Genomic DNA, 23449 nt, shown 5'->3' with positions numbered 1-23449 from the left:
TGACAGCCCTGGGGAGGTGTGCGAGGCGGGCCGGTGGACACGCACTCCCCAGTCGTGTCCACCGGCCGTCCGGGCCGGGCTCAGGCGGCCCGGCGCGTCTGGCCGCGGTGGACGCGGACGATGTCCGCGTACCGGCGGCCGCTGCCCTTGATCGTGCGGACCTGGGTGCGGTAGTCGACGTGGACCAGGCCGAACCGCTTGTCGTAGCCGTACGCCCACTCGAAGTTGTCCAGCAGCGACCAGGCGAAGTAGCCGGCCAGCGGGGCGCCCTTGCGGGCGGCGGAGGCGCAGGCGGCGAGGTGGCGCTCCAGGTAGTCCTGGCGCTCGGGGTCTTCGACGCTGCCGTCGGGGCGGACCACGTCCGGGAAGGCGGAGCCGTTCTCGGTGACGTAGATCTTCCGGGCGCCGTACTCCTCGGTGACCCGGAGCAGCAGCGTCTCGATGCCGGACGCGTCGATCTCCCAGTCCATGCCGGTGCGCGGGACGCCCTCGCGACGGACGGAACGGACGTACGGCGCGGGCCCCTCGGGGTCGTCGGCGACGTACGCCGGGAAGTAGTAGTTCAGGCCGAGCCAGTCGAGCGGGGCGGCGATGGTGGCCAGGTCGGCGTCGTCGACCGGCAGTTCGACGCCGTAGGTCTCCACCATGTCGGCCGGGAAGCCGCGGCCGTGCACCGGGTCGAGCCACCAGCGGTTGACATGGCCGTCGTGCCGGCGGGCCGCCGCCAGGTCCTCGGGGCGGTCGGTGGCCGGGTGCACGGTGGAGAGGTTGTTGACGATGCCGACCTGCGCGCCGGGGGCGGCGGCACGGATCGCCTGGGCGGCGAGGCCATGGCCGAGGAGCAGATGGCAGGAGGCGCGGACGGCGGCGGTGAGATCGGTCCAGCCCGGCGCCATCGTGCCTTCGAGATGACCGATCCAGGCCGAGCAGGACGGCTCGTTGAGGGTGGCCCAGAGGGCGACCCGGTCGCCGAGGCGTTCGGCGACGACGGAGGCGTACTCGGCGAACGCGAGGGCGGTGTCCCGCTCCGGCCAGCCGCCACGGTCCTGGAGCACCTGCGGCAGGTCCCAGTGGTAGAGCGTGACGGACGGGGTGATGCCCGCCTCCAGCAGCGCGTCCACCAACTCGTCGTAGAAGGCGAGTCCCTTGGGGTTCACCGGGCCGGTGCCGCCGGGGATCACCCGTGGCCAGGCCACGGACAACCGGTAGGCGTTGACGCCGAGTTGCCGCATCAGGCCGATGTCCTCGCGCCAGCGGTGGTAGTGGTCGCAGGCGACGTCGCCGTTGTCGTCGTTCGCGATCTTCCCCGGGGTGTGGGAGAAGGTGTCCCAGATCGAGGGCGAACGGCCGTCCTCGGTGACGGCCCCCTCGATCTGGTACGCCGCTGTGGCCGTGCCCCACAGAAAGTCGTGCGGGAGGGCGGCGAGGTCGATGGGTTCGGACACGGAAGTCCCTTCGGGATCAGGGGTGTGGGTCACTTGACGGCGCCCGCCGTCAGACCCGCGACGAGATAGCGCTGCAACAGCAGGAAGCCGGCCACCACGGGCACGCTGACGACCAGTGAGGCGGCCATGATCTGGTTCCAGTAGACGTCGTACAGGGTGGAGTAGCCCTGGAGACCGATGGCGAGGGTACGGGTGTTGTCGTTGGTCATGACCGAGGCGAAGAGCACCTCTCCCCAGGCGGTCATGAAGGCGTAGACGGCGACCGCGACGATGCCCGGGATCGCGGCCGGTACGACGATCCGGAACAGCGCGCCGAACGGGCCGCAGCCGTCCACGAGCGCCGCCTCGTCCAGGTCGCGCGGCACCGAGTCGAAGTAGCCGATCAGCATCCAGATGGAGAACGGCAGCGAGAAGGTGAGGTACGTCAGGATCAGCCCGCCACGGGAGCCGAACAGGGCGATGCCGGTGGCGTTGCCGATGTTGACGTAGATCAGGAAGAGCGGCAGCAGGAAGAGGATGCCCGGGAGCATCTGCGTGGACAGCACGGTGACCGTGAAGACGCGCTTGCCTCGGAAGTCGTACCGGCTGACGGCGTAGGCCGCGAACACGGCGATGACCACCGAGCAGACGGTCGCCGCGCCCGCCACGATCAGCGAGTTCATGAAGTACTTCGCGAGCGGCACGGTCGACCAGATGTCGATGTACGGCCGGAGGGTCAGCTCGCTGGGCAGCCAGCGGAACTTGCCGGTGACGTCGGCGAGCGGCTTCAGCGAGCTGGACACCATCACGTACACCGGGACCAGCACGAACCCGGCGAGCAGGGTGAGGAACACCCGGCGCGACCACAGGAAGGAACGCGGGGGCGCCATGGGCGAGTTGTGCGTCGGCGCCGACGACAGGTCACGCATCGGAGGCCCTCCGTCCGCGCGAGGTCAGCAGCAGGTATCCGCCCGTCACGACGAGCAGGAACAGCAGCAGCAGGACGGACATGGCCGAGCCGGTGCCGAAGTTCCAGGCGACGAAGGAGGACTGGTAGATGTGCACCGAGATGAGGTCGGCGGCCTCGGGAGCGGCCTTGCCGAACAGCACGTACGGCGTGTTGAAGTCGTTGAACGTCCACAGGAACAGCACCAGGATCAGCACCTGGTTGACCGGGCGCAGCGACGGCAGGGTGATGCGGCGGATCTGCTGCCACATCCCGGCGCCGTCCAGCGCGGCGGCCTCGTACAGCTCGCGGGGGATGTTCTGGAGGCCGGCCGTGATGATGAGGAACGCGAACGGCCAGCCCTTCCACACGGACACGGTGAGCAGGGCGTAGAAGCTGTTGTCGCCGATGAGCCAGAAGGACGGCTTGTCGGTGAGGTGCAGCTGGTCGTGCAGGACGTGGTTCACCAGGCCGTTGTCGTGCTGGAACATGAACACCCAGGTGATGACGGCCGCGTAGACGGGCAGCGCGTACGGCACCAGGAACAGGGCGCGCAGCAGGCCGCGCCCCCGGAAGGTGTCCTGCATGAAGACGGCGGCGGCCGTGCCGATCAGCCAGCACAGGCCGACCGACAGCAGGGTGAAGCCGACGGTGATGCCGAAGGACTGGAGCAGCGCCTTGCCGACGGGGGCGTCGAAGTCCACCGACACCTTGTAGTTGTCGAGGCCGCTCCAGGGGGCGGTGCCCCAGTCGCGGATGTAGAACTGGGTGAGCTGCTTGAAGCTCATCACGATGCCGATCGCCATCGGCACCAGGTGGACGAGGAGTTCGAGGAGCAGGGCGGGCAGCAGGAGCAGGTACGGCAGGGAGACGCGTCTGATCCGCCCGGTGCGGCGGCGGGGTTCGCGCGCCGCACCGGGGGACGTGTCGCGCACCGGTTCCTTCAGTGCGGTGGTCGTCATCGTGGTCAGGCCGCCGGCATCTGCTGCTGGGCCTTCTCCAGCTTCGCCTTGACCGAGTCGGTGGTCACGGCGCGTCCGGCGGCGGCGTCGGCGAACAGCTCCTTGACGGCCGTACCGACCGCCGTCTCGAACTGCGACTCGGACGGCACCTGCGGCAGCGCGGCGGCGCTCTTGGCGAGGGTGTCCTTCAGCACCGCGGTGCCCGGCGCGTTGAACGCCGGGTCGCCCTGGGCGGCCTTGACCGGCGGGATGGAGCTGTACGCCGTGTTGAGGATCTTCTGCTCGGCGTCGGAGGTCATGAACTTCACGAACTTCGTGGCGCCGTCGAGGTTGTGCGTGTTCTTGAAGACGGCGATGTTGATGCCCATGACCGCCGAGTTGACCTGGGTGCCGGCGCCGGGCGTCCCGGAGATCACCGGCACCGGCGCGACACCGTAGGCGTCCTCGCTCATGCCCTGGGACTTGAGGTTGGCGGTGGCGGACTGCCACAGCAGCATCGCCTGCTTGCCCTTGGCGAAGTCGCTGACGGACTGGTTCTGCGCGTACTCGGCGTCGCCGGCCGGGATGACCTTGTCCTTGGCCATCAGATCGACGTAACTCTTCACCGCCTCGACCACCTTGGGGTTGGTGAAGTCCGGCTTGCCGTCGGCGGTGAAGAAGTCGGCGCCGTGCTGCTTGGCGAAGACGAAGACGTGGTGGATGTTCTCCGACAGGTTCGCACCCTCGGCGCCGAGCACGGACTTGCCCTTGGCCTTGATCTTCTTGCCGTCGGCGATCAGCTCGTCCCAGGTGGCCGGGGGCTTGCTGATCCCGGCGTCGGCGAAGATCTTCTTGTTGTAGTAGAGGGCGTACGCCATCGAGTACAGCGGGACGGCGGCCGGGTCCTTGCCCTGGGCGCCGGTCGAGCCGAGCGCGGTGTCGGAGAACCGCTCCTTGCCGCCTATCTTGGCGAAGTTCTTCTCGTCCCACGGCAGCAGCCCGCCGGTCGCCTGGAGGGAGGCGCTCCAGGTGTTGCCGATGTTCAGCACGTCCGGGCCCTGGCCCGAGGTGGTCGCGGTCAGGATCCGGTTGAGCAGATCCGACCAGGGCACGACCTCCAGCTTGACCTTGATGCCGGTCTGCTTCTCGAACTTGTCCAGCTCGGGCTGGAGAACCTGCTTGTCCACACCGACGCTGGCGCCCTGGTTGGAGGCCCAGTACGTCAGCGTCTTGGGCGAGTCGTTCGACCCGCCGCCGGTGGACGATCCGCCTCCGCAGGCCGTGGCCGCAAGGGCGAGAGACAGGGTGACGGCGCCTACGGCCGCGGCTCGGATGCTGCGCATGGCTCCCGGGTCCCTTCAGGGATTGCACTCATGGCTTAATTTAGGACGTGAGTTAATCCCCCGGAGGGGCGATCGTCAAGGGATTCGACAAGCCTGCCCGCAAGGTTGGCCGCCGTGCGGCTCAGGAACGGCCATTCCCGTACGAGGGACGACCCCGGAAGCGGCCCGCAGGCCCTCAGGCCCTCAGGCCCGCAGGCCCATCGGCCCGCCGGCCCGCACCACGAGCCACGGTGGGCCTGTGCCGCGGGCCGGCGGAGGGGTCGTATCCCTGCCGGACGCCTACCCGGCCCCTGCCGGACCCCTACCGGGCCGCCGCCGACGCGGAGGCCGGTGCCGGTGCGTAGCCGGCGGGTCGGCTGGTGAAGGTGCCCCGGCCCTGGGTGCGGCTGCGCAACCGGGTGGCGTAGCCGAACAGTTCGGCGAGCGGCACGGTCGCGGTCACCACGGCCACCCCGCCCCGGGTCTCCGAGCCGCCGACCCGGCCGCGCCGGGCGGCCAGGTCCCCGAGGACCCCGCCCACCGCGTCCTCCGGCACGGTCACCGTGACCTCGGCGACCGGTTCGAGCAGCGCCGCCGTGCACGCCCGCAGGGCCTCGCGGAGGCCGAGCCGGCCGGCCGTGCGGAAGGCCGTGTCGGAGGAGTCCTTCACATGGGTGGAGCCGTCGGTGAGCGTGACGCGCAGCCCGGTCACCGGGTGGCCGCCGAGCGGCCCCTCGGTGAGGGCGTCCCGGCAGCCGGCCTCCACCGCGCGCACGTACTCCTGCGGCACCCGCACGCCGACCACGGCGGAACGGAACTCGAAGCCGGTGCCGCCCGGTTCGGGCCCGAGCGGCTCCACGTCCAGGACGACCTGCGCGAACTGTCCTGCCCCGCCGTCCTGCTTGACGTGCCGGAACACGAACCCGCGCACTCCGCCGACGACCGTCTCCCGGTACGCGACCCTGGGCCGGCCCACGCCGGCCTCCGGTCCGCCGTCGCGCCGGATCTTCTCCACCGCGACCTCCAGGTGGAGTTCGCCCATCCCGGACAGCACGGTCTGCCCGGTCTCGGCGTCGGTGCGCACCACCAGCGAGGGGTCCTCCTCGGCGAGCCGGGCGAGCGCCGTCGCGAGCCGCCCGGTGTCGGTGCTCCGCCGTGCCTCGACGGCCACGGACACCACGGGTTCGGCGGCCACGGGCGGCTCCAGCAGCAGCGGGGCGCCCGGGTCGCACAGCGTGGCGCCGGTCCGGGCCGACTTCACGCCCGCGAGCGCGACGATGTCACCGGCGACCGCCCGGTCCAGCTGGACGTGCCGGTCCGCCATGACCCGTAGGATGCGCGCCACCCGCTCGGTGCGTCCGCTGCCGGGGTCCAACACGGTTGATCCCTTCTCGATCGTGCCGGAGTAGACGCGCACATGGGCCAGGCGGCCGGTGGCGGACGCGTTCACCTTGAACACGAGCCCGGCGAACGGCGCTTCCGGGTCGGCGGCCCGCCGCTGCTCGGCGCCCTCGTGGACACCGCGTACGGCGGGTACGTCCAGCGGTGACGGCAGGTAGGCCACCATCGCGTCCAGCAGCGGTTCGATGCCACGGTCGCGGTAGGCGGAACCGCACAGCACGACCACACCGTCACCGGTGCGGGTGAGGTCGCGCAGGGCCGCGGTGAGGGTCGCGGCGGAGAGCGTCTCCCGGTCGCAGAACTCCTCCAGGGCGGCCGGATGCCGTTCCGCGACCGCTTCCTCCAGCGCGCGGCGCCGCCGTCCCGCCTCCTCCCGCAACTCCTCGGGCACCGCTCCCTCCACGGCCGTGCCCGTGCCGTCGCCCCACACCAGGGACCGCATCCGCACCAGGTCCACGACCCCAATGAAGCCGTCCTCGGCGCCGATCGGCAGCTGGACGACCAGGGGTGCGGGGTGCAGCCGGTCCCGGATGGAGCCGACGGCGCGGTCGAGGTCGGCGCCCGCGCGGTCCATCTTGTTGACGAACGCGATCCTGGGGACGCCGTGCCGGTCGGCCTGCCGCCATACCGACTCGCTCTGCGGTTCGACCCCGGCGACGGCGTCGAACACGGCGACCGCCCCGTCGAGGACGCGCAGCGACCGCTCGACCTCGTCGGCGAAGTCGACGTGGCCGGGTGTGTCGATGAGGTTGACGCGGTGGCCGTCCCAGGCGCAGCTCACCGCGGCGGCGAAGATCGTGATGCCACGGTCGCGTTCCTGCGGGTCGAAGTCGGTGACGGTGGTGCCGTCGTGCACCTCGCCCCGCTTGTGGGTGGTGCCGGTCGCATACAGGATGCGCTCGGTGACGGTGGTCTTGCCGGCGTCGACGTGGGCGAGGATGCCGAGGTTGCGGACGGTGGCGAGGGTGTCGATGTGCGTGCGCACGGCCCGGTGCCTTTCGGGAAGTGGTCCTGGAAGAGGGCGGCGCGATTTCCCGTGTGCCGGACGGAGCGGACGGTACGGCGGCGGACGGGGCGTGTGCCGGGCGGGCCGCCGGGGTGTCAGCGGGGCGTCACGGGCATCCGGTGCCGGCCGCGCAGCGGGCACCGGACGGCCGGGGACACCAGGATCACCTCGGTCCGCGCGGGGGGAACGACGGCGGCGGTACGGTCACGCACGGCCCTGCTCCCCTCGGTCGACACGGCTCACGGAACGCGCCGCCGTGGTGTCGGGGCGGCGCGCGGTGTGACGCGAGTCTAGGAAGACGATCAGCCGAGGCGTACTGATTTTCCGGCCGGGTGGCCTCAGCCGGGTTGCGGGCAACCGGGCAACGAAGAAACCCCATGGCCGCAGCCATGGGGTTTCCCGTCGGTGTCCGAGGGGGGACTTGAACCCCCACGCCCGATAAAGGGCACTAGCACCTCAAGCTAGCGCGTCTGCCATTCCGCCACCCGGACCAGGTGTCTGCCGCCTTGCGGGGTGTGTTCCGCGCGGCGACATGGACAACAATACCAAGGTTTCGGAGTGCGTTTCACCTGCGTATCCGTCCGCCAGGGGAGGCGGGACGGCGGATGCCGACGGTATACAGTGCGCGAGGTCCTGTGTGCCGAACGTGAGAGTCAGGGCATGGACTGGTACTCCGGGAAGTTACCGGGCAGCCGCTCCCCCGCCGGGCCCCGGGTCACGGCCCGCACCAGAAGCTCACCGCCGACGAACGCGCCGCGCCAGGACGCGCCGAACCCGCCGAACAGCTCGTCCCGGTCACCACGGGAGCGGGGGACGCCGTGCCCGGTCTTGAAGGCGCGGATCTGCGGGGCGAGCCGGTCGTAGGTGGCGCGGTCGTCCGTGGCGAGCGTGGCCACCAGCGCGCCGTTGGACGCGTTCATCGCGGCCAGCAGCTCGGCCTCGGTGTCGACGAGGACGATCGTGTCGACCGGGCCGAAGGGCTCGGCGTGGTGCAGCGGGGAGGACGGCGGCGGACCCAGCAGGGTGACCGGATGGACGTAGGCGGAGGTGTCCTGGCCGGGCAGGAAGCGCGCCTCGTCCGGCCGGCCCCGGTACAGCGGTACGGCACCCCGGTCGACGGCCTCGGCCACCTGGTCGGTCAGCTCCTTGGCCTTGGCCGCGTTGATCAGCGGTCCGAAGTCCAGCTCGGGGAGCGGGTCGGCCGGGTCCGTCACGGCGAGGGGGTGACCCACGCGGACGGCCCGGACCGCCGGCAGGTAGGCGGCGAGGAACGCGTCGAACAGGGACCGCTGGACGACGAAGCGCGGGTAGGCGGTGCAGCGCTGTTTGCCGTAGTCGAAGAGCCGGGGGACGACGGCGGTGAGCGCCGCCCAGTCGGAGAAGTCCCAGATCCCCCAGGTGTTCAGCCCCTCCTGTTCCAGGACGTGCCGTTTGCCCAGGTCGGCGACGGCGGTGGCGACGGCGGCGCCGGTGTCGCGGCCTCCGACGAAGGACACGCAGCCGATCTCCGGCGCCCGCACCAGCGCCTGGTTCAGCTCGCGCCCGCTGCCGCCGACCAGGGTCAGGGGCACCCCCTCGCGTGCGGCCAGCGCCGCGGCGAGGGTGAGGCACGCCACACCGCCGTCGGTCGGTGTCTTGGCGATGACCGCGTTGCCGGCCAGCGCCTGCACGAGGGCGGCGTGCACGAGCACGCTCATCGGGTAGTTCCAGCTGGCGATGTTCGACACGGGCCCGTCCAGCGGGGACCGGCCCGCGAGCATCGGTTCGATCCCGTCGACGTACCAGCGCACGCCGTCGATCGCCCGGTCCACGTCCGCGAGCGCGAGCCGCCAGGGCTTGCCGATCTCCCAGACGAGCAGCAGGGCGAGCAGGTCGCGGTGCTCGGCGAGCGCGTCCAGGGTGGCGGCGACGCGGGCGCGCCGTTCGGGCAGCGGGATGTGCCGCCAGGCGCGGTGCTGGTCCAGGGCGGCGCGTACGGCCTGCTGGGCAGTGTCGCCGTTCAGGCGGGGCGCGCCGGCGATCGGGGTGCCGTCGACCGGGGTGGTCGCGGGCAGGGTCCGGCCGTCGGGCCGCCAGACACCGGCCCACAGATTGCCGGCCGCCTGCTCCCGGAAGGCCTCGGGGGCGACCGTGAGACAGCGCCGCCAGGCGTCGGCGTAGGAGGTGCCGGGTTTGAGGAGGGCGACGGGAGGAGGTGTCGGGGGCTGCGGGGTGAGGGTGGGTGACATACGGGGTCTCCGCTCTCGCTGGGCGGGGATGGAGGGTGCGGGGAGGTACCTGCCTTTTCTGGGGAGTCGGTGGTGCGGGCGGGACGCGCCTCGGCTCAGCCCCGCCGCGGCGGGAGTCGGCGGTGGGGGAGGCACGCGCCCTCGGCTCAGCCCTGCCGCAACGTCTCCAGCACCGCGCGGGCCGTCTCCGTAGGGGTACGGCCCACTCGCACCCCGGCCGCCTCCAGGGCCTCCTGCTTGGCGCGGGCGGTGCCGGTGGAGCCGGAGACGATGGCGCCGGCGTGGCCCATGGTCCGGCCCTCGGGCGCGGTGAACCCGGCGATGTAGCCGACGACGGGCTTGGTGACGTGGTCGCGGACATAGGCGGCGGCCCGTTCCTCCGCGTCGCCGCCGATCTCCCCGATCAGGACGATCAGTTCGGTGTCGGGATCGTCCTGGAACGCGGCCAGGCAGTCGATGTGGCTGGTGCCGACGACGGGGTCACCGCCGATGCCGACGCAGGTGGAGAAGCCGGTGTCGCGCAACTCGTACATGAGCTGGTAGGTGAGGGTGCCCGATTTGGAGACCAGGCCGATACGGCCGGGCTTGGCGATGTCGGCGGGGATGATGCCCGCGTTCGACTGGCCCGGGGAGATCAGGCCGGGGCAGTTGGGCCCGATGATCCGTGTGCCCCGCTGCCGCGCGTACGCGGTGAAGGCGACTGTGTCGTGGACCGGGATGCCCTCGGTGATGACGACGGCCAGCGGGATACGGGCGTCGGCGGCCTCGGTGACGGCCGCCTTGGCGAAGGCGGGCGGGACGAAGACGACGCTGACATCGGCGCCGGTCGCCCGTATGCCGTCGGCGACCGAGCCGAAGACGGGCAGCGGGTGTCCGTCGACGCCGACGGTACGGCCGGCCTTGCGCGGGTTGACCCCGCCGACGACGTTCGTGCCGGCCGCGAGCATGCGCCGGGTGTGCTTCATGCCCTCGGCGCCGGTCATGCCCTGGACGAGGATCTTGCTCTCCGTGGTGAGGTGGATGGCCATGTCCCGGCTCCTCAGGCGGTGTGGGCGAGTTCGGCGGCCCGGCGGGCGGCGCCGTCCATGGTGGCGACCTGTTCGACCAGCGGATGCGCGCGTGCGTCGAGGATCGCCCGGCCACGGGCGGCGTTGTTGCCGTCGAGGCGCACCACGAGCGGCTTGGTGGGCTGGATACGCTCGACCGCCGCGAGAATCCCGTCGGCGACGGCGTCGCACGCGGTGATCCCGCCGAAGACGTTGATGAGGACGCTCCGCACGGCCGGGTCGGCGAGCACCACCGAGAGCGCGTCGGCCATGACCTCCGCCGAGGCCCCGCCGCCGATGTCGAGGAAGTCGGCGGGGCGGGCGCCGCAGCCCGCGACCACGTCCAGGGTCGACATCACGAGTCCGGCGCCGTTGCCGATGATCCCGACCTCGCCGTCGAGCTTGACGTAGTTGATCCCGCGGGCGGCCGCCGCGGTCTCCAGCGGGTCCCGGTGCTCCTCGCCCTCGGCGCCCCAACGGGTCTGCCGGAAGCGGGCGTTGTCGTCGAGGGTGACCTTGCCGTCGAGGGCGAGGACGTGCCCCTGGGCGGTGCGCACCAGTGGGTTGACCTCGACCAGCAGGGCGTCCTCGCCGACCAGCACCTGCCACAGCCGGATGAGGACGTCGGCGGTCTGCGGCGGCAGCCCGGCCGCGCTCGCGATCTCCCCGGCCTTGGCGGAGGTGACGCCCTCGGCCCGGTCGACCGGGATGCGCGCCACGGCCTCCGGGTGGTTCGCCGCCACCTCCTCGATGTCCACCCCGCCCTGCGCGGAGGCGATGGCGAGGAAGCCGCCGGCCGCGCGGTCCAGGACGTAGGAGACGTAGAACTCCTCGGCGATGTCGACCGGTTCGGCCAACATCAGCGCCCGGACCCGATGGCCGTTGATGTCCATGCCGAGGATCTGCCGGGCCGTCAGTTCGGCGGCGGCCGGGTCGGCGACGAGCCGGACTCCGCCCGCCTTGCCGCGCCCGCCCGTCTTCACCTGAGCCTTGACGACGGCCCGGCCGCCGAGCCGCCGGGCGATCTCCCGGGCCTCCTTGGGTGACTGCGTGACCTCGGCCCGCGGCACCGGTACGCCGTGGTCCTGGAAGAGCTGTCGTGCCTGGTGTTCGTACAGGTCCATGCCGGCTCCTGTCTGCGGGGATCATCGCGCGCTCCGGTGACCGGAATCGACCGGAGACCGATGACCGAAAACTGTGTACGCCCCCTGGACACCGCCCACTGGATGCGGGATAACAAGCTTCATACAGTATTCGTCGACTGTATGCAATCTACTGCATACAGCCTGGCGCTGTACGCACCGCTGTACGCACCGCTGTACGCACCGCTGTACGCACCGCTGTACGCACCCCCTGCCCCGCGAGCCGCCCAAACTCCTACGAAAGGGACGGGACTTCGCCATGCCCGACGACACCCAGGACGTGATCTCCGGTGGCCATCTCGTTGCCAAGGCGCTGAAGGCCGAAGGCGTCGACCGCATCTACACCCTGTGCGGCGGCCACATCATCGACATCTACGACGGCTGCGTGGACGAGGGAATAGAAGTCGTCGACGTCCGTCACGAGCAGGTCGCCGCGCACGCCGCCGACGGCTACGCCCGTATCACCGGCAAGCCGGGCTGTGCGGTGGTCACCGCGGGGCCCGGGACGACCGACGCCGTCACCGGGGTCGCCAACGCCTTCCGCGCGGAGTCCCCGATGCTGCTGATCGGTGGTCAGGGCGCGCTCACCCAGCACAAGATGGGGTCCCTCCAGGACCTGCCGCACGTCGACATGATGACGCCGATCACCAAGTTCGCGGCGGCGGTGCCGGACACGGCCCGCGCGGCGGACATGGTGTCGATGGCCTTCCGCGAGTGCTACCACGGCGCACCGGGCCCCTCCTTCCTGGAGATCCCCCGGGACGTCCTCGACGCCAAGGTGCCCGTCGCCAGGGCCCGTGTCCCGCGGCCCGGTGCCTACCGGGCCTCGACCCGCTCGGCCGGCGATCCGGAGGCGATCGAGAAGCTCGCCGACCTGCTCGTCCACGCCGAGAAGCCGGCGATCCTGCTGGGCAGCCAGGTGTGGACGACCCGGGGCACCGAGGCCGCGATCGAGCTGGTACGCGCCCTGAACATCCCGGCGTACATGAACGGCGCCGGACGCGGCACGCTCCCGCCGGGCGACCCGCACCACTTCCAGCTCTCCCGCCGGTACGCCTTCTCGAACGCCGACGTCATCGTCATCGTCGGCACCCCGTTCGACTTCCGCATGGGCTACGGCAAGCGCCTCTCCCCCGACGCCACGGTGGTGCAGATCGACCTGGACTACCGCACCGTCGGCAAGAACCGCGACATCGGCCTCGGCATCGTCGGCGACGCCGGCCTGGTGCTGAAGTCGGTGACGGAGGCCGCCGCCGGGCGCCTCAACGGCGGTGCGGCCAAGCGCAAGGAGTGGCTGGACGAACTGCGCGCGGCCGAGCAGACGGCGATCGAGAAGCGGCTGCCGCAGCTGCGCTCCGACGCCTCCCCGATCCACCCGTATCGGCTGGTCAGCGAGATCAACGACTTCCTGACCGAGGACTCGATCTACATCGGCGACGGCGGCGACATCGTCACCTTCTCCGGGCAGGTCGTCCAGCCCAAGTCGCCCGGCCACTGGATGGACCCGGGCCCCCTCGGCACCCTCGGCGTCGGCATCCCCTTCGTGCTCGCCGCCAAGCAGGCCCGCCCCGACAAGGAGGTGGTCGCCCTCTTCGGGGACGGCGCCTTCTCCCTCACCGGCTGGGACTTCGAGACCCTGGTCCGCTACGGCCTCCCGTTCGTCGGCATCGTCGGCAACAACTCCTCCATGAACCAGATCCGTTACGGCCAGGCCGCCAAGTACGGCAAGGACCGCGAACGGGTCGGCAACACCCTCGGCGACGTCCCGTACGACAAGTTCGCGCAGATCCTCGGCGGCTACGGCGAGGAGGTCCGCGACCCCGCCGACATCGGCCCCGCCCTGCGCCGGGCCCGCGAGTCCGGCAAGCCGTCGCTGATCAACGTCTGGGTCGACCCGGACGCGTACGCCCCCGGAACCATGAACCAGACCATGTACAAGTGAGGTGGCCCGCATGACTGGAACGCCCACCAAGGCCCTGGCCGGCATCCGCGTCCTGGACATGACCCACGTCCAGTCCGGGCCGTCCGCCACCCAGTTGCTCGCCTGGCTCGGCGCCGACGTCGTCAAACTGGAGGCGCCGACCGGGGACATCACCCGCAAGCAGCTGCGGGACCTGCCGGACGTCGACTCCCTGTACTTCACGATGCTCAACTGCAACAAGCGGAGCATCACGCTGAACACCAAGACCGAGCGCGGCAAGGAGATCCTCACCGAGCTGATCCGGCGCTCGGACGTCATGGTCGAGAACTTCGGGCCGGGCGCGGTCGACCGGATGGGGTTCACCTGGGACCGCATCAAGGAGATCAACCCGCGGATCGTCTATGCCTCCATCAAGGGGTTCGGGGACGGCCCGTACACCGGCTTCAAGGCGTACGAGGTCGTCGCGCAGGCCATGGGCGGGTCGATGTCGACCACCGGTTTCGAGGACGGGCCGCCGCTGGCGACGGGCGCCCAGATCGGGGACTCGGGGACGGGTGTGCACGCCGTGGCGGGGATTCTCGCGGCGCTCCTCCAGCGCGAGCGGACCGGGCGTGGGCAGCGGGTCAACGTGGCCATGCAGCACGCCGTGCTCAACCTGTGCCGGGTGAAGCTGCGGGACCAGCAGCGCCTGGCCCACGGGCCGCTCGCCGAATATCCCAACGAGGACTTCGGCGAGGAGGTTCCCCGCTCCGGAAACGCGTCCGGCGGCGGCCAGCCGGGCTGGGCGGTGCGGTGCGCGCCGGGCGGCCCGAACGACTACGTGTACGTCATCGTCCAGCCCGTCGGCTGGAAGCCGATCACCGAACTCATCGGCCGGCCGGAGCTGGCCGAGGACCCCGAGTGGGCGACCCCGGAAGCCCGGCTGCCGAAGCTGAACAAGATGTTCCAGCTGATCGAGGAGTGGTCGGTGACCCTCCCCAAGTGGGAGGTGCTGGAGCGGCTGAACGCGCACAACATCCCGTGCGGCCCGATCCTGTCCACGAAGGAGATCATCGAGGACGCCTCGCTCGCCGCCAACGAGATGGTGGTCCGCGTCCCGCACCCCGAGCGCGGCGAGTTCGTGACCGTCGGCAGCCCGCTCAAGCTCTCCGACTCCCCCGTGGAGGTCACCAGCTCGCCCCTCCTCGGCGAGCACAACGAAGAGGTCTACGTCGGCGAACTGGGCCTCGGTGACGAGGAGCTGCGCCTGCTGAAGTCGAACGGAGTGATCTGACGTGATGGCCGAGGACCGGGTACTGCGGGTGCGGTCCCTGCTGGAGTCGGTGCGGGCCCAGGGCCGTACGGCGCTGACCGCGCCCGAGGGCAGGGTGGTCGCCGAGGCGTACGGGATCGCCGTACCGGGCGAGGAGCTGGCGGCGGACGTGGACGAGGCGGTGGCCGCGGCGGCACGTCTCGGCGGGCCGGTGGTGCTGAAGATCGTCTCGCCGGACATCCTGCACAAGACCGAGGCCGGCGGGGTCGTCGTGGGGGTGGAGGGCGCGGCCGACGTACGGGCCGCGTTCCACCGGATCGTGAAGAACGCGCGCGCCTACGACGCGCAGGCCCGTATCGAGGGCGTGCTGGTGCAGGAGTTGCTGCCGGCGGGCCAGGAGGTCATCGTCGGCGCGGTCACCGACCCGACGTTCGGGAAGGTGGTGGCGTTCGGGCTCGGCGGGGTGCTGGTCGAGGTGCTGAAGGACGTGACGTTCCGCCTCGCGCCGGTCTCCGCCGACGAGGCCCTGTCGATGCTCGACTCCGTCCGGTCGGCGGAGATCCTGCGCGGGGTCCGCGGGCAGGCCGGTGTGGACCGGTGGGCGGTGGCCGAGCAGATCCGTCGCGTGTCCCAACTCGTCGCGGACTTCCCCCAGATCGCGGAGGTGGACCTCAATCCGGTGATCGCGACGGCGCGGGGCGCGGTCGCCGCCGACATCCGGATCATCCTCGCCGAGCGGCAGCCGGTACCGAGGAGGACGTACACGCGCGAGGAGATCCTCGCGTCCATGCGGCGGCTGATGCAGCCCGCCTCCGTCGCCGTGATCGGCGCCTCCAACGAGCCCGGCAAGATCGGCAACTCGGTGATGCGCAACCTGGTCGACGGCGGCTTCGCCGGCGACATCCACCCGGTGAACCCCAAGGCCGACGACATCCTCGGCCGCAAGGCGTACAAGAGCGTCACGGACGTGCCCGGCGAGGTGGACGTGGCCGTCTTCGCCATCCCCGCCCGGTTCGTGGCCGCGGCCCTGGAGGAGGTGGGCCGCAAGGGCATCCCGAACGCCGTCCTGATCCCGTCCGGGTTCGCGGAGACCGGCGAGCACGCGCTCCAGGCGGAGATCGTGGCGATCGCCGAGCGGCACGGCATCCGCCTGCTCGGCCCGAACATCTACGGCTACTACTCCACCTGGCAGGACCTGTGCGCCACGTTCTGCACGCCGTACGACGTCAAGGGCGGGGTGGCGCTGACCTCGCAGTCCGGTGGCATCGGCATGGCCATCCTGGGCTTCGCCCGCACCACGAAGACGGGCGTGTCGGCGATCGTCGGCCTCGGCAACAAGTCGGACCTGGACGAGGACGACCTGCTGACCTGGTTCGGCGAGGACCCGCACACCGAGTGCATCGCGATGCACCTCGAAGACCTCAAGGACGGGCGGGCGTTCGTGGAGGCGGCCCGCGCGACCGTGCCGAAGAAGCCGGTCGTGGTGCTGAAGGCGGGCCGTACGGCGGCGGGCGCCAAGGCGGCCGGTTCGCACACCGGCGCGCTCGCGGGCGACGACGCGGTGTACGACGACATCCTCCGGCAGGCCGGGGTCATCCGGGCGCCGGGCCTGAACGACATGCTGGAGTACGCGCGCGCGTTGCCGGTGCTGCCCACCCCGCAGGGGGACAACGTCGTGATCATCACCGGCGCGGGCGGCAGCGGTGTGCTGCTGTCGGACGCGGTGACGGACAACGGGCTGACCCTGATGGAGATCCCGCCCGACCTGGACGAGGCGTTCCGCCGGTTCATCCCGCCGTTCGGCGCGGCCGGCAACCCGGTCGACATCACCGGGGGCGAGCCGCCGTCGACGTACGAGGCGACGATCCGGCTGGGCCTTCAGGACCCGCGCATCCACGCGCTCGTGCTCGGCTACTGGCACACGATCGTCACCCCGCCGATGGTGTTCGCGGAACTCACCGCGCGCGTGGTCGCCGAGTTCCGCGAGCGGGGCGTCGAGAAGCCGGTCGTGGCGTCGCTGGCCGGTGACGTCGAGGTGGAGGAGGCCTGCCAGTACCTGTTCGAGCGGGGGGTCGTGGCGTATCCGTACACGACCGAGAAGCCGGTGGCGGTGCTCGGCGCGAAGTACCGGTGGGCGCGGGCCGCCGGTGTGTTGGGGGGCGGTTCATGAGCTGAGCGGAACGGAGCCGGCCGGCGGTGCGCGCCGGCCGGCCCCCGGACCCGTCTGCGCACGAAAGGCATGGGACAGGGGGCGCTGGCCAGAACTTTCGACGCAAGGGGTGAGCGATGAGAACGACCGATTACTCGACGTCCGTGCCGTACCGGGAAGTGACGGACCGGAACGGACGCGTGTACCGGGTCGGCGAGTCCGACATCGACATCATGGGCCGCAGGCGCACCTGGATGGTCATCCTGCCCTGGGTGGGCATGATGGGCATCAGCTCCGCCGAGTACGCGTTCACGTCCGCGGAGGACACGCTCCACGAGGCGCATCTGTGGAGCAGCGGGCACATCTTCTGGCTGATGGGCGTCTGGGTGTTCTTCCAGGCGGCCGTGGCCTTCCCGGCGGGGCAGCTGCGGGAGAGCGGCCGGCTGCCCGCCCGTACGGCGATGCTGCTCGGCGCGGTCGGCACGCTGCTGGGCTATCTGTCACTGGCGTACGCGCCGCATGTCGCCGTCGCCTACCTCGGCTTCGGCATGTGCAGCGGTATCGGCGCCGGTCTGGTCTACGCGACCTGCGTGAACATGGTCGGCAAGTGGTATCCGGAACGCAAGGGCGGCAAGACCGGCTTCGTCAACGGCGGGTTCGCCTACGGCTCGGTGCCGTTCGTGTTCCTGTTCACGTCGTACATGGACCTGAGCAACTACCGCGGCGTGCTGGTCGCGGTCGGCATCGGACTGTGCCTGGTGGTGGCGTCCGCCGGCTGGTTCTTCAGGGACCCGCCGAAGAACTGGTGGCCCGCGCACGTCGACCCGCTCATGGTGACCCACGACCCGAAGATCCGCCGGGCGCTGGAGAAGAACCCGCCGGCGGTGAAGCAGTACACCCCGAAGGAGGCGGCGCGTACCCCTGTTCTGTGGATGATGTGGTTCTGTCTGCTGTGCACGGCCGGGATCAATATCTTCGGCATCGCCTTCCAGGTGCCGTTCGGCAAGGACATGGGCTTCGCGGGCGGGATCGTGGCGACGGCGATGTCCCTGAAGGCCATCGTCAACGGCACCGGGCGCGGTGTCATCGGCTGGATATCCGACCGCTACGGGCGCCGCAACACGCTGATCATCGTGTGCCTCGTGCTCGGCTCCGCGCAGTTCGGTGTGCTGGTGTCGGGCCAGATGGGCAGCATGCCGTTCTTCCTGCTGTGCTCCATGGTCTCCGGTTTCGGCGGCGGGGCGATCTTCCCGCTGTTCGCGGCCATGACGGCGGACTACTTCGGCGAGAACAACAACGCCTCCAACTACGGGATGGTCTACAGCTCGAAGCTCGTCTCCGGGCTCGTCGGTTCGGGCCTGGGCGCGGTCGTCGTCGACGCCTGGGACTACCACGGCGCGTTCGTCCTGGCGGGCTCCGTCGGGCTGGCCTCCGCGGTGCTGGCGCTCTTCCTGAAGGCTCCGGGCAGGCCGAAGGCCCGGCGCATCGTCCCCAACCCGCACCCCCTCGGTGAGGAGATGGCATAAGCATGACGGCAGATCCACTCTCGGCCGACCTGCACGCCGCACCACGTCCCTATCGCGAGGTGACCGACTCGCACGGCCGCGTCTACCGCATGGGCGAGACCGACCGGGACATCCTCGGCCACTCCCGCAAGCTCATGGTCTACCTGCCGTGGCTCGCCATGATGGCGATCAGCGTCTTCGAGTACGCGTACGGCTCCGCGGAGGACACCCTCTCGCACGCGCACGGCTGGACCCAGTCCAACACCTTCTGGATCCTCAGCGTCTGGGTGTTCTTCCAGGCCGGCATCGCCTTCCCGGCGGGCTGGCTGCGCGAGAAGGGCATCCTGACCGCCCGCCGTGCGATGTACACCGGATCGGGCCTGTGCCTGGTCGGATTCCTGGCCCTGTCGCATCTGGACGACGTGTGGCTGGCGATCATCGGCTTCGGCGTGATCGGCGGCGTCGGCGCCGGGCTGGTGTACGCGACGTGCATCAACATGGTCGGCAAATGGTTCCCCGAACGGCGCGGCGCCCGCACGGGCTTCGTCAACGGCGGCTTCGCGTACGGCTCGCTGCCGTTCATCTTCATCTTCAACTACGCCTTCGACACGGAGAACTACCACCGGGTCCTGGACCTCATCGGCGTCTACGTGATGATCGTCGTGTTCGCCTCGGCGTTCTTCTTCAAGGACCCGCCGAAGAACTGGTGGCCGGCGGACATCGACCCGCTCTCCTTCTCCGGCGACAGCAAGAACGCCCGCTCGCTCGCCAAGAACCCGCCGGCGGTACGGCAGTTCACGCCCAAGGAGGCCATCCGCACCGGGATGCTGCCCCTGATGTGGATCTCCGTCGTGATGACCGCCGGCGTGTCGATCTTCGGGATCTCCTTCCAGGTCGACTTCGCCAAGGAGGTGGGCTTCGGCCCGCTGGTCGCGGCGTCCTCGATGGGCGTGATGGCGGTCATCAACGGCATCGGCCGCGGTGTCGTGGGCTGGCTGTCGGACCACTGGGGGCGCAAGGCGACCCTCGTCTTCGTCATCGTCGTCCTCGGGCTCGCCCAGTTCGGTGTGATCTGGGCCGGTGACGTCAGGAGCGAGTGGCTGTTCCTGTTCTTCGCCTTCCTCTCCGGCTTCGGCGGCGGCGCCTTCTACCCGATGTTCGCCGCGCTGACCCCGGACTACTTCGGCGAGAACTACAACGCCACGAACTACGGCCTGGTGTACAGCGGCAAGCTGGTCAGTGGCCTGTTCGGCGGCGGCCTCGGCTCCATGGTGGTCGGCGCCTGGGGCTACAACGGCGCCTACGCGCTGGCCGGCGGCGTCTCGATGGTGGCGGCGGCGCTCGCGCTGCTGCTGCGCCAGCCGGGCCGCACCGGCGGTGACGAGGCCGTACCGGCCGCGAAGCCGCACCCGGCCACCTGACCGCCCGCTCCCGCTCCGCACGGCGCAACCGGTGTTCCCCCTCCCCGACCCGCTCGTCGGTCGGGGAGGGGGTCCTTCGCGTCGGCCCGGGTGTTCCCCGTGAGGGTGGTGCCGGCTCACCGCGCCCCCGTCCGGCCCGGGCCGGTCGCACCCTCACCGCGTGGCGGCTGCGACGCGGCTCGCGGACACCCCGTGCGGCCGGCTGTCCGGAGGCCGTCGACCAGGGCGCCTCCCCCCGGGCACGAGCACGGCCGGCCCTCCGCGGAGGCGTCGGTCAGGTCGCGTTCCGCTCGTGGTACGAACGCCGGGTGTGCTCGGTGTGTTCGCGCATCAGCTGGGTGGCGCGCTGCTCGTCACGGGCGGCGATCGCGGTGATCAGTTCGCGGTGCTCGCGCCACGACTGCCGGCCGCGCTGCCGGGCCACCGGCGTGTAGTACCAGCGGACCCGTCGGTCGACCTGGGCGGCGAGTCCGGCGAGGACGGTGTTGCCGGCCAGCTCCATCACCTTGGCGTGGAAGGCCGCGTTGAGGGCGACCGCGCGGTCCACGTCCTCGGCCGCCACCGCCTTCTCGCCCTCGGCGCACAGCTCCTCCAGCACGGCGATGCCCGCGCTGTCCGCGTGCGCGGCGGCCAGCCGGGCTGCCTCCGCCTCCAGCAGGGTGCGAACCGTGAGCAGCTGGTCGGCCTCCTCCTCGGTCGGCTCGTGCACGAACGCGCCCTGGGCGGGCCGCAGATCGACCCATCCCTCGGTGTTCAGCCGCTGGAGCGCCTCGCGCACGGGCTGCCGGGAGACGCCGAGATGCCCGGCGAGTTCGCTCTCCACCAGGTGCTGGCCGGGTTGCAGAGCACGGGTGGTGATCAGTTCCAGCAGCGCCTCGTAGACGCGCTCACGCAGCGGGCCGGGCCGTTCCAGCTTGGGCACCGCCCCCTGGGGCAGTCCGGTCGACAACATCGCGGTCCCCTCCTGGGCAGGTCAGACGCGTGGGCGCTGGACACTCACTGTCAGCTCAGTATCAATTGTCTTTCGTCTACAGTGTACGGTGCACAGTATTCATCACCAGGCGTACGGAAGCACGCAGGAATCCGGCCGAGTACGCAACTGAGCCCCTTACGGCTCCTATGGGCACCGCACGACCTGCCCGGCGTACGACAGATTGCCGCCGAAACCGAACAGCAGCACCGGATCGCCCGTGCTGAGCGCCCCCCGTTCGGCCAGCTTGGAGAAGGCGAGCGGAATGCTGGCGGCCGAGGTGTTGCCGGACTCAGTGACGTCGCGGGCGACCACCGCGTTGACGGCCCCGAGCTTCTCGGCCAGCGGCTCGATGATCCGCAGGTTGGCCTGGTGCAGCACCACCCCGGCCAGCTCCTCGGGGGCCACCCCGGCCTTCTCGCAGGCCTGGCGGGCGATGGCCGGCAGCTGGGTGGTGGCCCAGCGGTAGACGCTCTGCCCCTCCTGCGCGAACCGCGGCGGCGTGCCCTCGATCCGCACGGCGTGCCCCATCTCGGGCACCGATCCCCACAGCACCGGCCCGATCCCGGGCTCCCGGCCGGACCCGCACGCCTCCACCACGGCCGCCCCGGCGCCGTCGCCGACGAGGACGCAGGTGCTGCGGTCGGTCCAGTCGGTGACGTCGGACATCTTGTCGGCGCCGATGACGAGCGCCCGGGCCGCGGCGCCCGCCCGGACGGTGTGGTCGGCGGTGGCGAGGGCGTGGGTGAAGCCGGCGCAGACGACGTTGACGTCCATAGCGGCCGGCCGCGGGATGCCGAGGCGGGCGGCCACCCGGGCGGCGGTGTTCGGGGAGCGGTCGATCGCGGTGGACGTGGCCACCAGCACCAGGTCGATGTCGTGGGGGGCGAGTCCGGCCGCGGCGAGGGCCTTGGCGGCGGCGTGCGCGGCCAGCTCGTCGACCGGCTCGTCGGGGCCGGCGATGTGCCGGGTCCGGATGCCCACCCGGCTGCGGATCCACGCGTCACTGGTGTCGACCATGCCCGCCAGGTCGTCGTTGGTGAGCACCTTGGCGGGCTGGTAGTGACCGATGGCGGCGATGCGCGAGCCGTTCATGCCGGGGTATCCCCTCGTGCCGTGGGTAGCGGGATCCACCAGTCTGATCAGTGACTCGCGAGTACGACGGCAGGTGAAGTCACAGGAATCGGGCGCCCGGGTTGTCGGCTTCCCTCAGGCCCTCGGACGCCCGACCTTTCACCCGGTGAACAGCTGTGTCGCCTTCCGCACCAGCTCGTACAGGCCGTAGGCGAGGGGTGTTCCCACCCACAGCCAGGCGAAGGCGATCAGGCCCCTTCGGCTAGGCGGGCTGCTGTCGCTGGGCATCTGCGGCCTCCTTCGGGGCGGGGACGTGGTGGCGGGGGTGGACGGGACGGACCAGTTCGCCCGCGACGAAGCCGACGACGAGCAGGCCGATCATGATGCCGAACGACAGTCCGTACAGCGAGGAGCCGTGCTTGCCGGCCGCCTCCTGCCGGTCGGCGATCCAGTTGACGATCAGCGGCCCGAGCACGCCGGCCGTGGACCAGGCGGTCAGCAGCCGGCCGTGGATGGCACCGACCTGGTAGGTGCCGAAGAGGTCCTTCAGATAGGCGGGGATCGTCGCGAAGCCGCCGCCGTAGAAGGAGAGGATCACCAGCGCGCACAGCACGAACAGCGGTTTCGACGTGTCCCCGAACAGCGCGATCAGCAGGTACATCAGCGCGCCGACGCCGAGGTAGACGCGGTAGATGTTCTTGCGGCCGACTCTGTCGGAGGTGGAGGACCAGCCGATGCGGCCGGCCATGTTGGCGGCCGACAGCAGCGCGACGAAGCCGGCCGCCGCCGAGGCCGACACGGGGGTGGAGCTGTCGGCGAAGAAGTCCGTGATCATCGGCGCGGCCTTCTCCAGGATGCCGATGCCGGCGGTCACGTTCATGCACAGCACGACCCACAGGCACCAGAACTGCGGGGTGCGCACGGCGCTGCGGGCGGAGACCTGGACGCCCTCGACGGCGCTCGGCCCGCCCTCGACCGGCTTCTCGGTGCGCGGCACCCGGACCAGGAGGACACCGAGGGTCATGAAGGCGGCGTACGACAGCCCGTGCACCAGGAAGGCGAGGGCGATGCCGTCGTTGTCGGAACCGAAGGATTCGAGCATCTGGGCCGACCACGGCGAGGCGATCAGCGCGCCGCCGCCGAAGCCCATGATGGCGATGCCGGTGGCCATGCCCGGCCGGTCCGGGAACCACTTGATCAGGGTGGAGACGGGCGAGATGTAGCCGATGCCGAGGCCGATCCCGCCGACGAAGCCGTAGCCGAGGACGATCAGCCAGTACTGCTTCGTCCCCGCGCCGAGCGCGGAGATCAGGAAGCCGGAGGAGAAGCAGACGAGGGCCACGGTCATCGCCCAGCGCGGCCCGTTGCGCTCGACGAGAGTGCCGCCGAAGGCGGCCGACAGCCCGAGCATCACGATCGCCAGCTGGAAGGGCAGCGCGCTCTGGGTGCCGTCGAGGCCCAGCGCGGATTCGAGCGGCGGCTTGAAGACGCTCCAGGCGTAGGCCTGGCCGATGGAGAGGTGGACGGAGAGGGCGGCGGGCGGGACGAGCCAGCGGCTCCAGCCCGGGGGTGCGACAGGGGGGCTGCTCATGACGCCGGACGGTAGGGCCGGTCAGGGGAGTTGAGAAGGCGGCCGTCGACCGTATGCGGTGAACGGTATGCGGGCTGCGCTCAACGGTCGCCGCGCGAACCCTTGCTGAC

The 23449-nt window shown here is 71.0% G+C and carries 17 protein-coding genes and 1 tRNA gene; 5 read left to right on the top strand and 13 right to left on the bottom strand.

The genetic code is table 11. From position 1 onward, the window contains the following. Positions 1 to 80: 80 nt before the first annotated feature. The 9 genes from ACZ4WH_RS11390 to sucC all read right to left on the bottom strand — a co-directional run bounded on the left by ACZ4WH_RS11390 (position 81) and on the right by sucC (position 11438). Positions 81 to 1445, bottom strand: coding sequence for a GH1 family beta-glucosidase (locus ACZ4WH_RS11390; RefSeq protein WP_468179066.1), 1365 nt, complete (start codon positions 1443 to 1445; stop codon positions 81 to 83). A 29-nt stretch (positions 1446 to 1474) separates the two neighbouring features. Continuing rightward, positions 1475 to 2314 carry a carbohydrate ABC transporter permease gene (locus tag ACZ4WH_RS11385; RefSeq protein WP_468179214.1) on the bottom strand — a complete coding sequence of 280 codons (840 nt, stop codon included), beginning with the start codon at positions 2312 to 2314 and terminating at the stop codon, positions 1475 to 1477. A 31-nt stretch (positions 2315 to 2345) separates the two neighbouring features. Continuing rightward, on the bottom strand, positions 2346 to 3332 hold the full coding sequence (locus tag ACZ4WH_RS11380) for a carbohydrate ABC transporter permease (protein WP_468179064.1): 987 nt from the start codon (positions 3330 to 3332) through the stop codon (positions 2346 to 2348). A gap of 5 nt (positions 3333 to 3337) precedes the next feature. Then, entirely contained in the window at positions 3338 to 4654 is a 1317-nt protein-coding gene (locus tag ACZ4WH_RS11375) for an ABC transporter substrate-binding protein (RefSeq protein WP_468179062.1), read from the bottom strand. 301 nt (positions 4655 to 4955) lie between these two features. Beyond that, a complete protein-coding gene (gene fusA / locus ACZ4WH_RS11370) occupies positions 4956 to 7019 on the bottom strand; it encodes an elongation factor G (RefSeq protein WP_468179060.1) in 2064 nt (687 codons plus the stop codon). 427 nt (positions 7020 to 7446) lie between these two features. Next, positions 7447 to 7531: transfer RNA gene (locus tag ACZ4WH_RS11365), tRNA-Leu, on the bottom strand. 162 nt (positions 7532 to 7693) lie between these two features. Beyond that, the gene (locus tag ACZ4WH_RS11360) at positions 7694 to 9268 is read right to left on the bottom strand and encodes an aldehyde dehydrogenase family protein (protein ID WP_468179058.1); all 1575 of its coding nucleotides are present in this window, start codon (positions 9266 to 9268) and stop codon (positions 7694 to 7696) included. A gap of 146 nt (positions 9269 to 9414) precedes the next feature. After that, on the bottom strand, positions 9415 to 10296 hold the full coding sequence (sucD, locus tag ACZ4WH_RS11355) for a succinate--CoA ligase subunit alpha (RefSeq protein ID WP_468179056.1): 882 nt from the start codon (positions 10294 to 10296) through the stop codon (positions 9415 to 9417). 11 nt (positions 10297 to 10307) lie between these two features. Beyond that, the gene (gene sucC, locus ACZ4WH_RS11350) at positions 10308 to 11438 is read right to left on the bottom strand and encodes an ADP-forming succinate--CoA ligase subunit beta (protein ID WP_468179054.1); all 1131 of its coding nucleotides are present in this window, start codon (positions 11436 to 11438) and stop codon (positions 10308 to 10310) included. Between the two features lie 277 nt (positions 11439 to 11715). Here sucC and ACZ4WH_RS11345 point away from each other — a divergent pair, with 277 nt between their 5' ends. The 5 genes from ACZ4WH_RS11345 (at position 11716) to ACZ4WH_RS11325 (ending at position 19704) form a co-directional block, all read left to right on the top strand. After that, positions 11716 to 13398, top strand: coding sequence for a thiamine pyrophosphate-binding protein (locus ACZ4WH_RS11345; protein ID WP_468179052.1), 1683 nt, complete (start codon positions 11716 to 11718; stop codon positions 13396 to 13398). Between the two features lie 10 nt (positions 13399 to 13408). After that, the gene (gene frc / locus ACZ4WH_RS11340) at positions 13409 to 14650 is read left to right on the top strand and encodes a formyl-CoA transferase (RefSeq protein ID WP_468179050.1); all 1242 of its coding nucleotides are present in this window, start codon (positions 13409 to 13411) and stop codon (positions 14648 to 14650) included. Between the two features lie 4 nt (positions 14651 to 14654). Then, a complete protein-coding gene (locus ACZ4WH_RS11335) occupies positions 14655 to 16799 on the top strand; it encodes an acetate--CoA ligase family protein (protein ID WP_468179049.1) in 2145 nt (714 codons plus the stop codon). 116 nt (positions 16800 to 16915) lie between these two features. Continuing rightward, complete coding sequence (locus tag ACZ4WH_RS11330; protein WP_468179047.1) at positions 16916 to 18304, top strand: OFA family MFS transporter; 1389 nt, start codon at positions 16916 to 16918, stop codon at positions 18302 to 18304. Positions 18305 to 18306: 2 nt separating this feature from the next. Further along, positions 18307 to 19704: an OFA family MFS transporter gene (locus ACZ4WH_RS11325; RefSeq protein WP_468179045.1), complete on the top strand. Its 1398-nt coding sequence runs from the start codon at positions 18307 to 18309 to the stop codon at positions 19702 to 19704. Positions 19705 to 19978: 274 nt separating this feature from the next. Here ACZ4WH_RS11325 and ACZ4WH_RS11320 read toward each other — a convergent pair whose 3' ends face one another. The 4 genes from ACZ4WH_RS11320 to ACZ4WH_RS11305 all read right to left on the bottom strand — a co-directional run bounded on the left by ACZ4WH_RS11320 (position 19979) and on the right by ACZ4WH_RS11305 (position 23339). Continuing rightward, on the bottom strand, positions 19979 to 20656 hold the full coding sequence (locus ACZ4WH_RS11320) for a GntR family transcriptional regulator (protein ID WP_468179043.1): 678 nt from the start codon (positions 20654 to 20656) through the stop codon (positions 19979 to 19981). Positions 20657 to 20821: 165 nt separating this feature from the next. Continuing rightward, on the bottom strand, positions 20822 to 21769 hold the full coding sequence (locus ACZ4WH_RS11315) for a beta-ketoacyl-ACP synthase III (protein WP_468179041.1): 948 nt from the start codon (positions 21767 to 21769) through the stop codon (positions 20822 to 20824). A gap of 138 nt (positions 21770 to 21907) precedes the next feature. Beyond that, positions 21908 to 22036, bottom strand: a complete 129-nt coding sequence (locus tag ACZ4WH_RS11310; protein ID WP_258055802.1) for an MFS transporter small subunit — start codon at positions 22034 to 22036, stop codon at positions 21908 to 21910. After that, on the bottom strand, positions 22011 to 23339 hold the full coding sequence (locus ACZ4WH_RS11305; RefSeq protein ID WP_468179039.1) for an OFA family MFS transporter: 1329 nt from the start codon (positions 23337 to 23339) through the stop codon (positions 22011 to 22013). Before ACZ4WH_RS11305 ends, ACZ4WH_RS11310 begins: the two co-directional genes overlap by 26 nt. Positions 23340 to 23449: the final 110 nt, after the last annotated feature.

This window comes from Streptomyces sp. NPDC029138, assembly GCF_055564375.1.
Note: the sequence above shows the minus strand (reverse complement) of the source record. Positions and strands in the feature narration are given on the sequence as shown.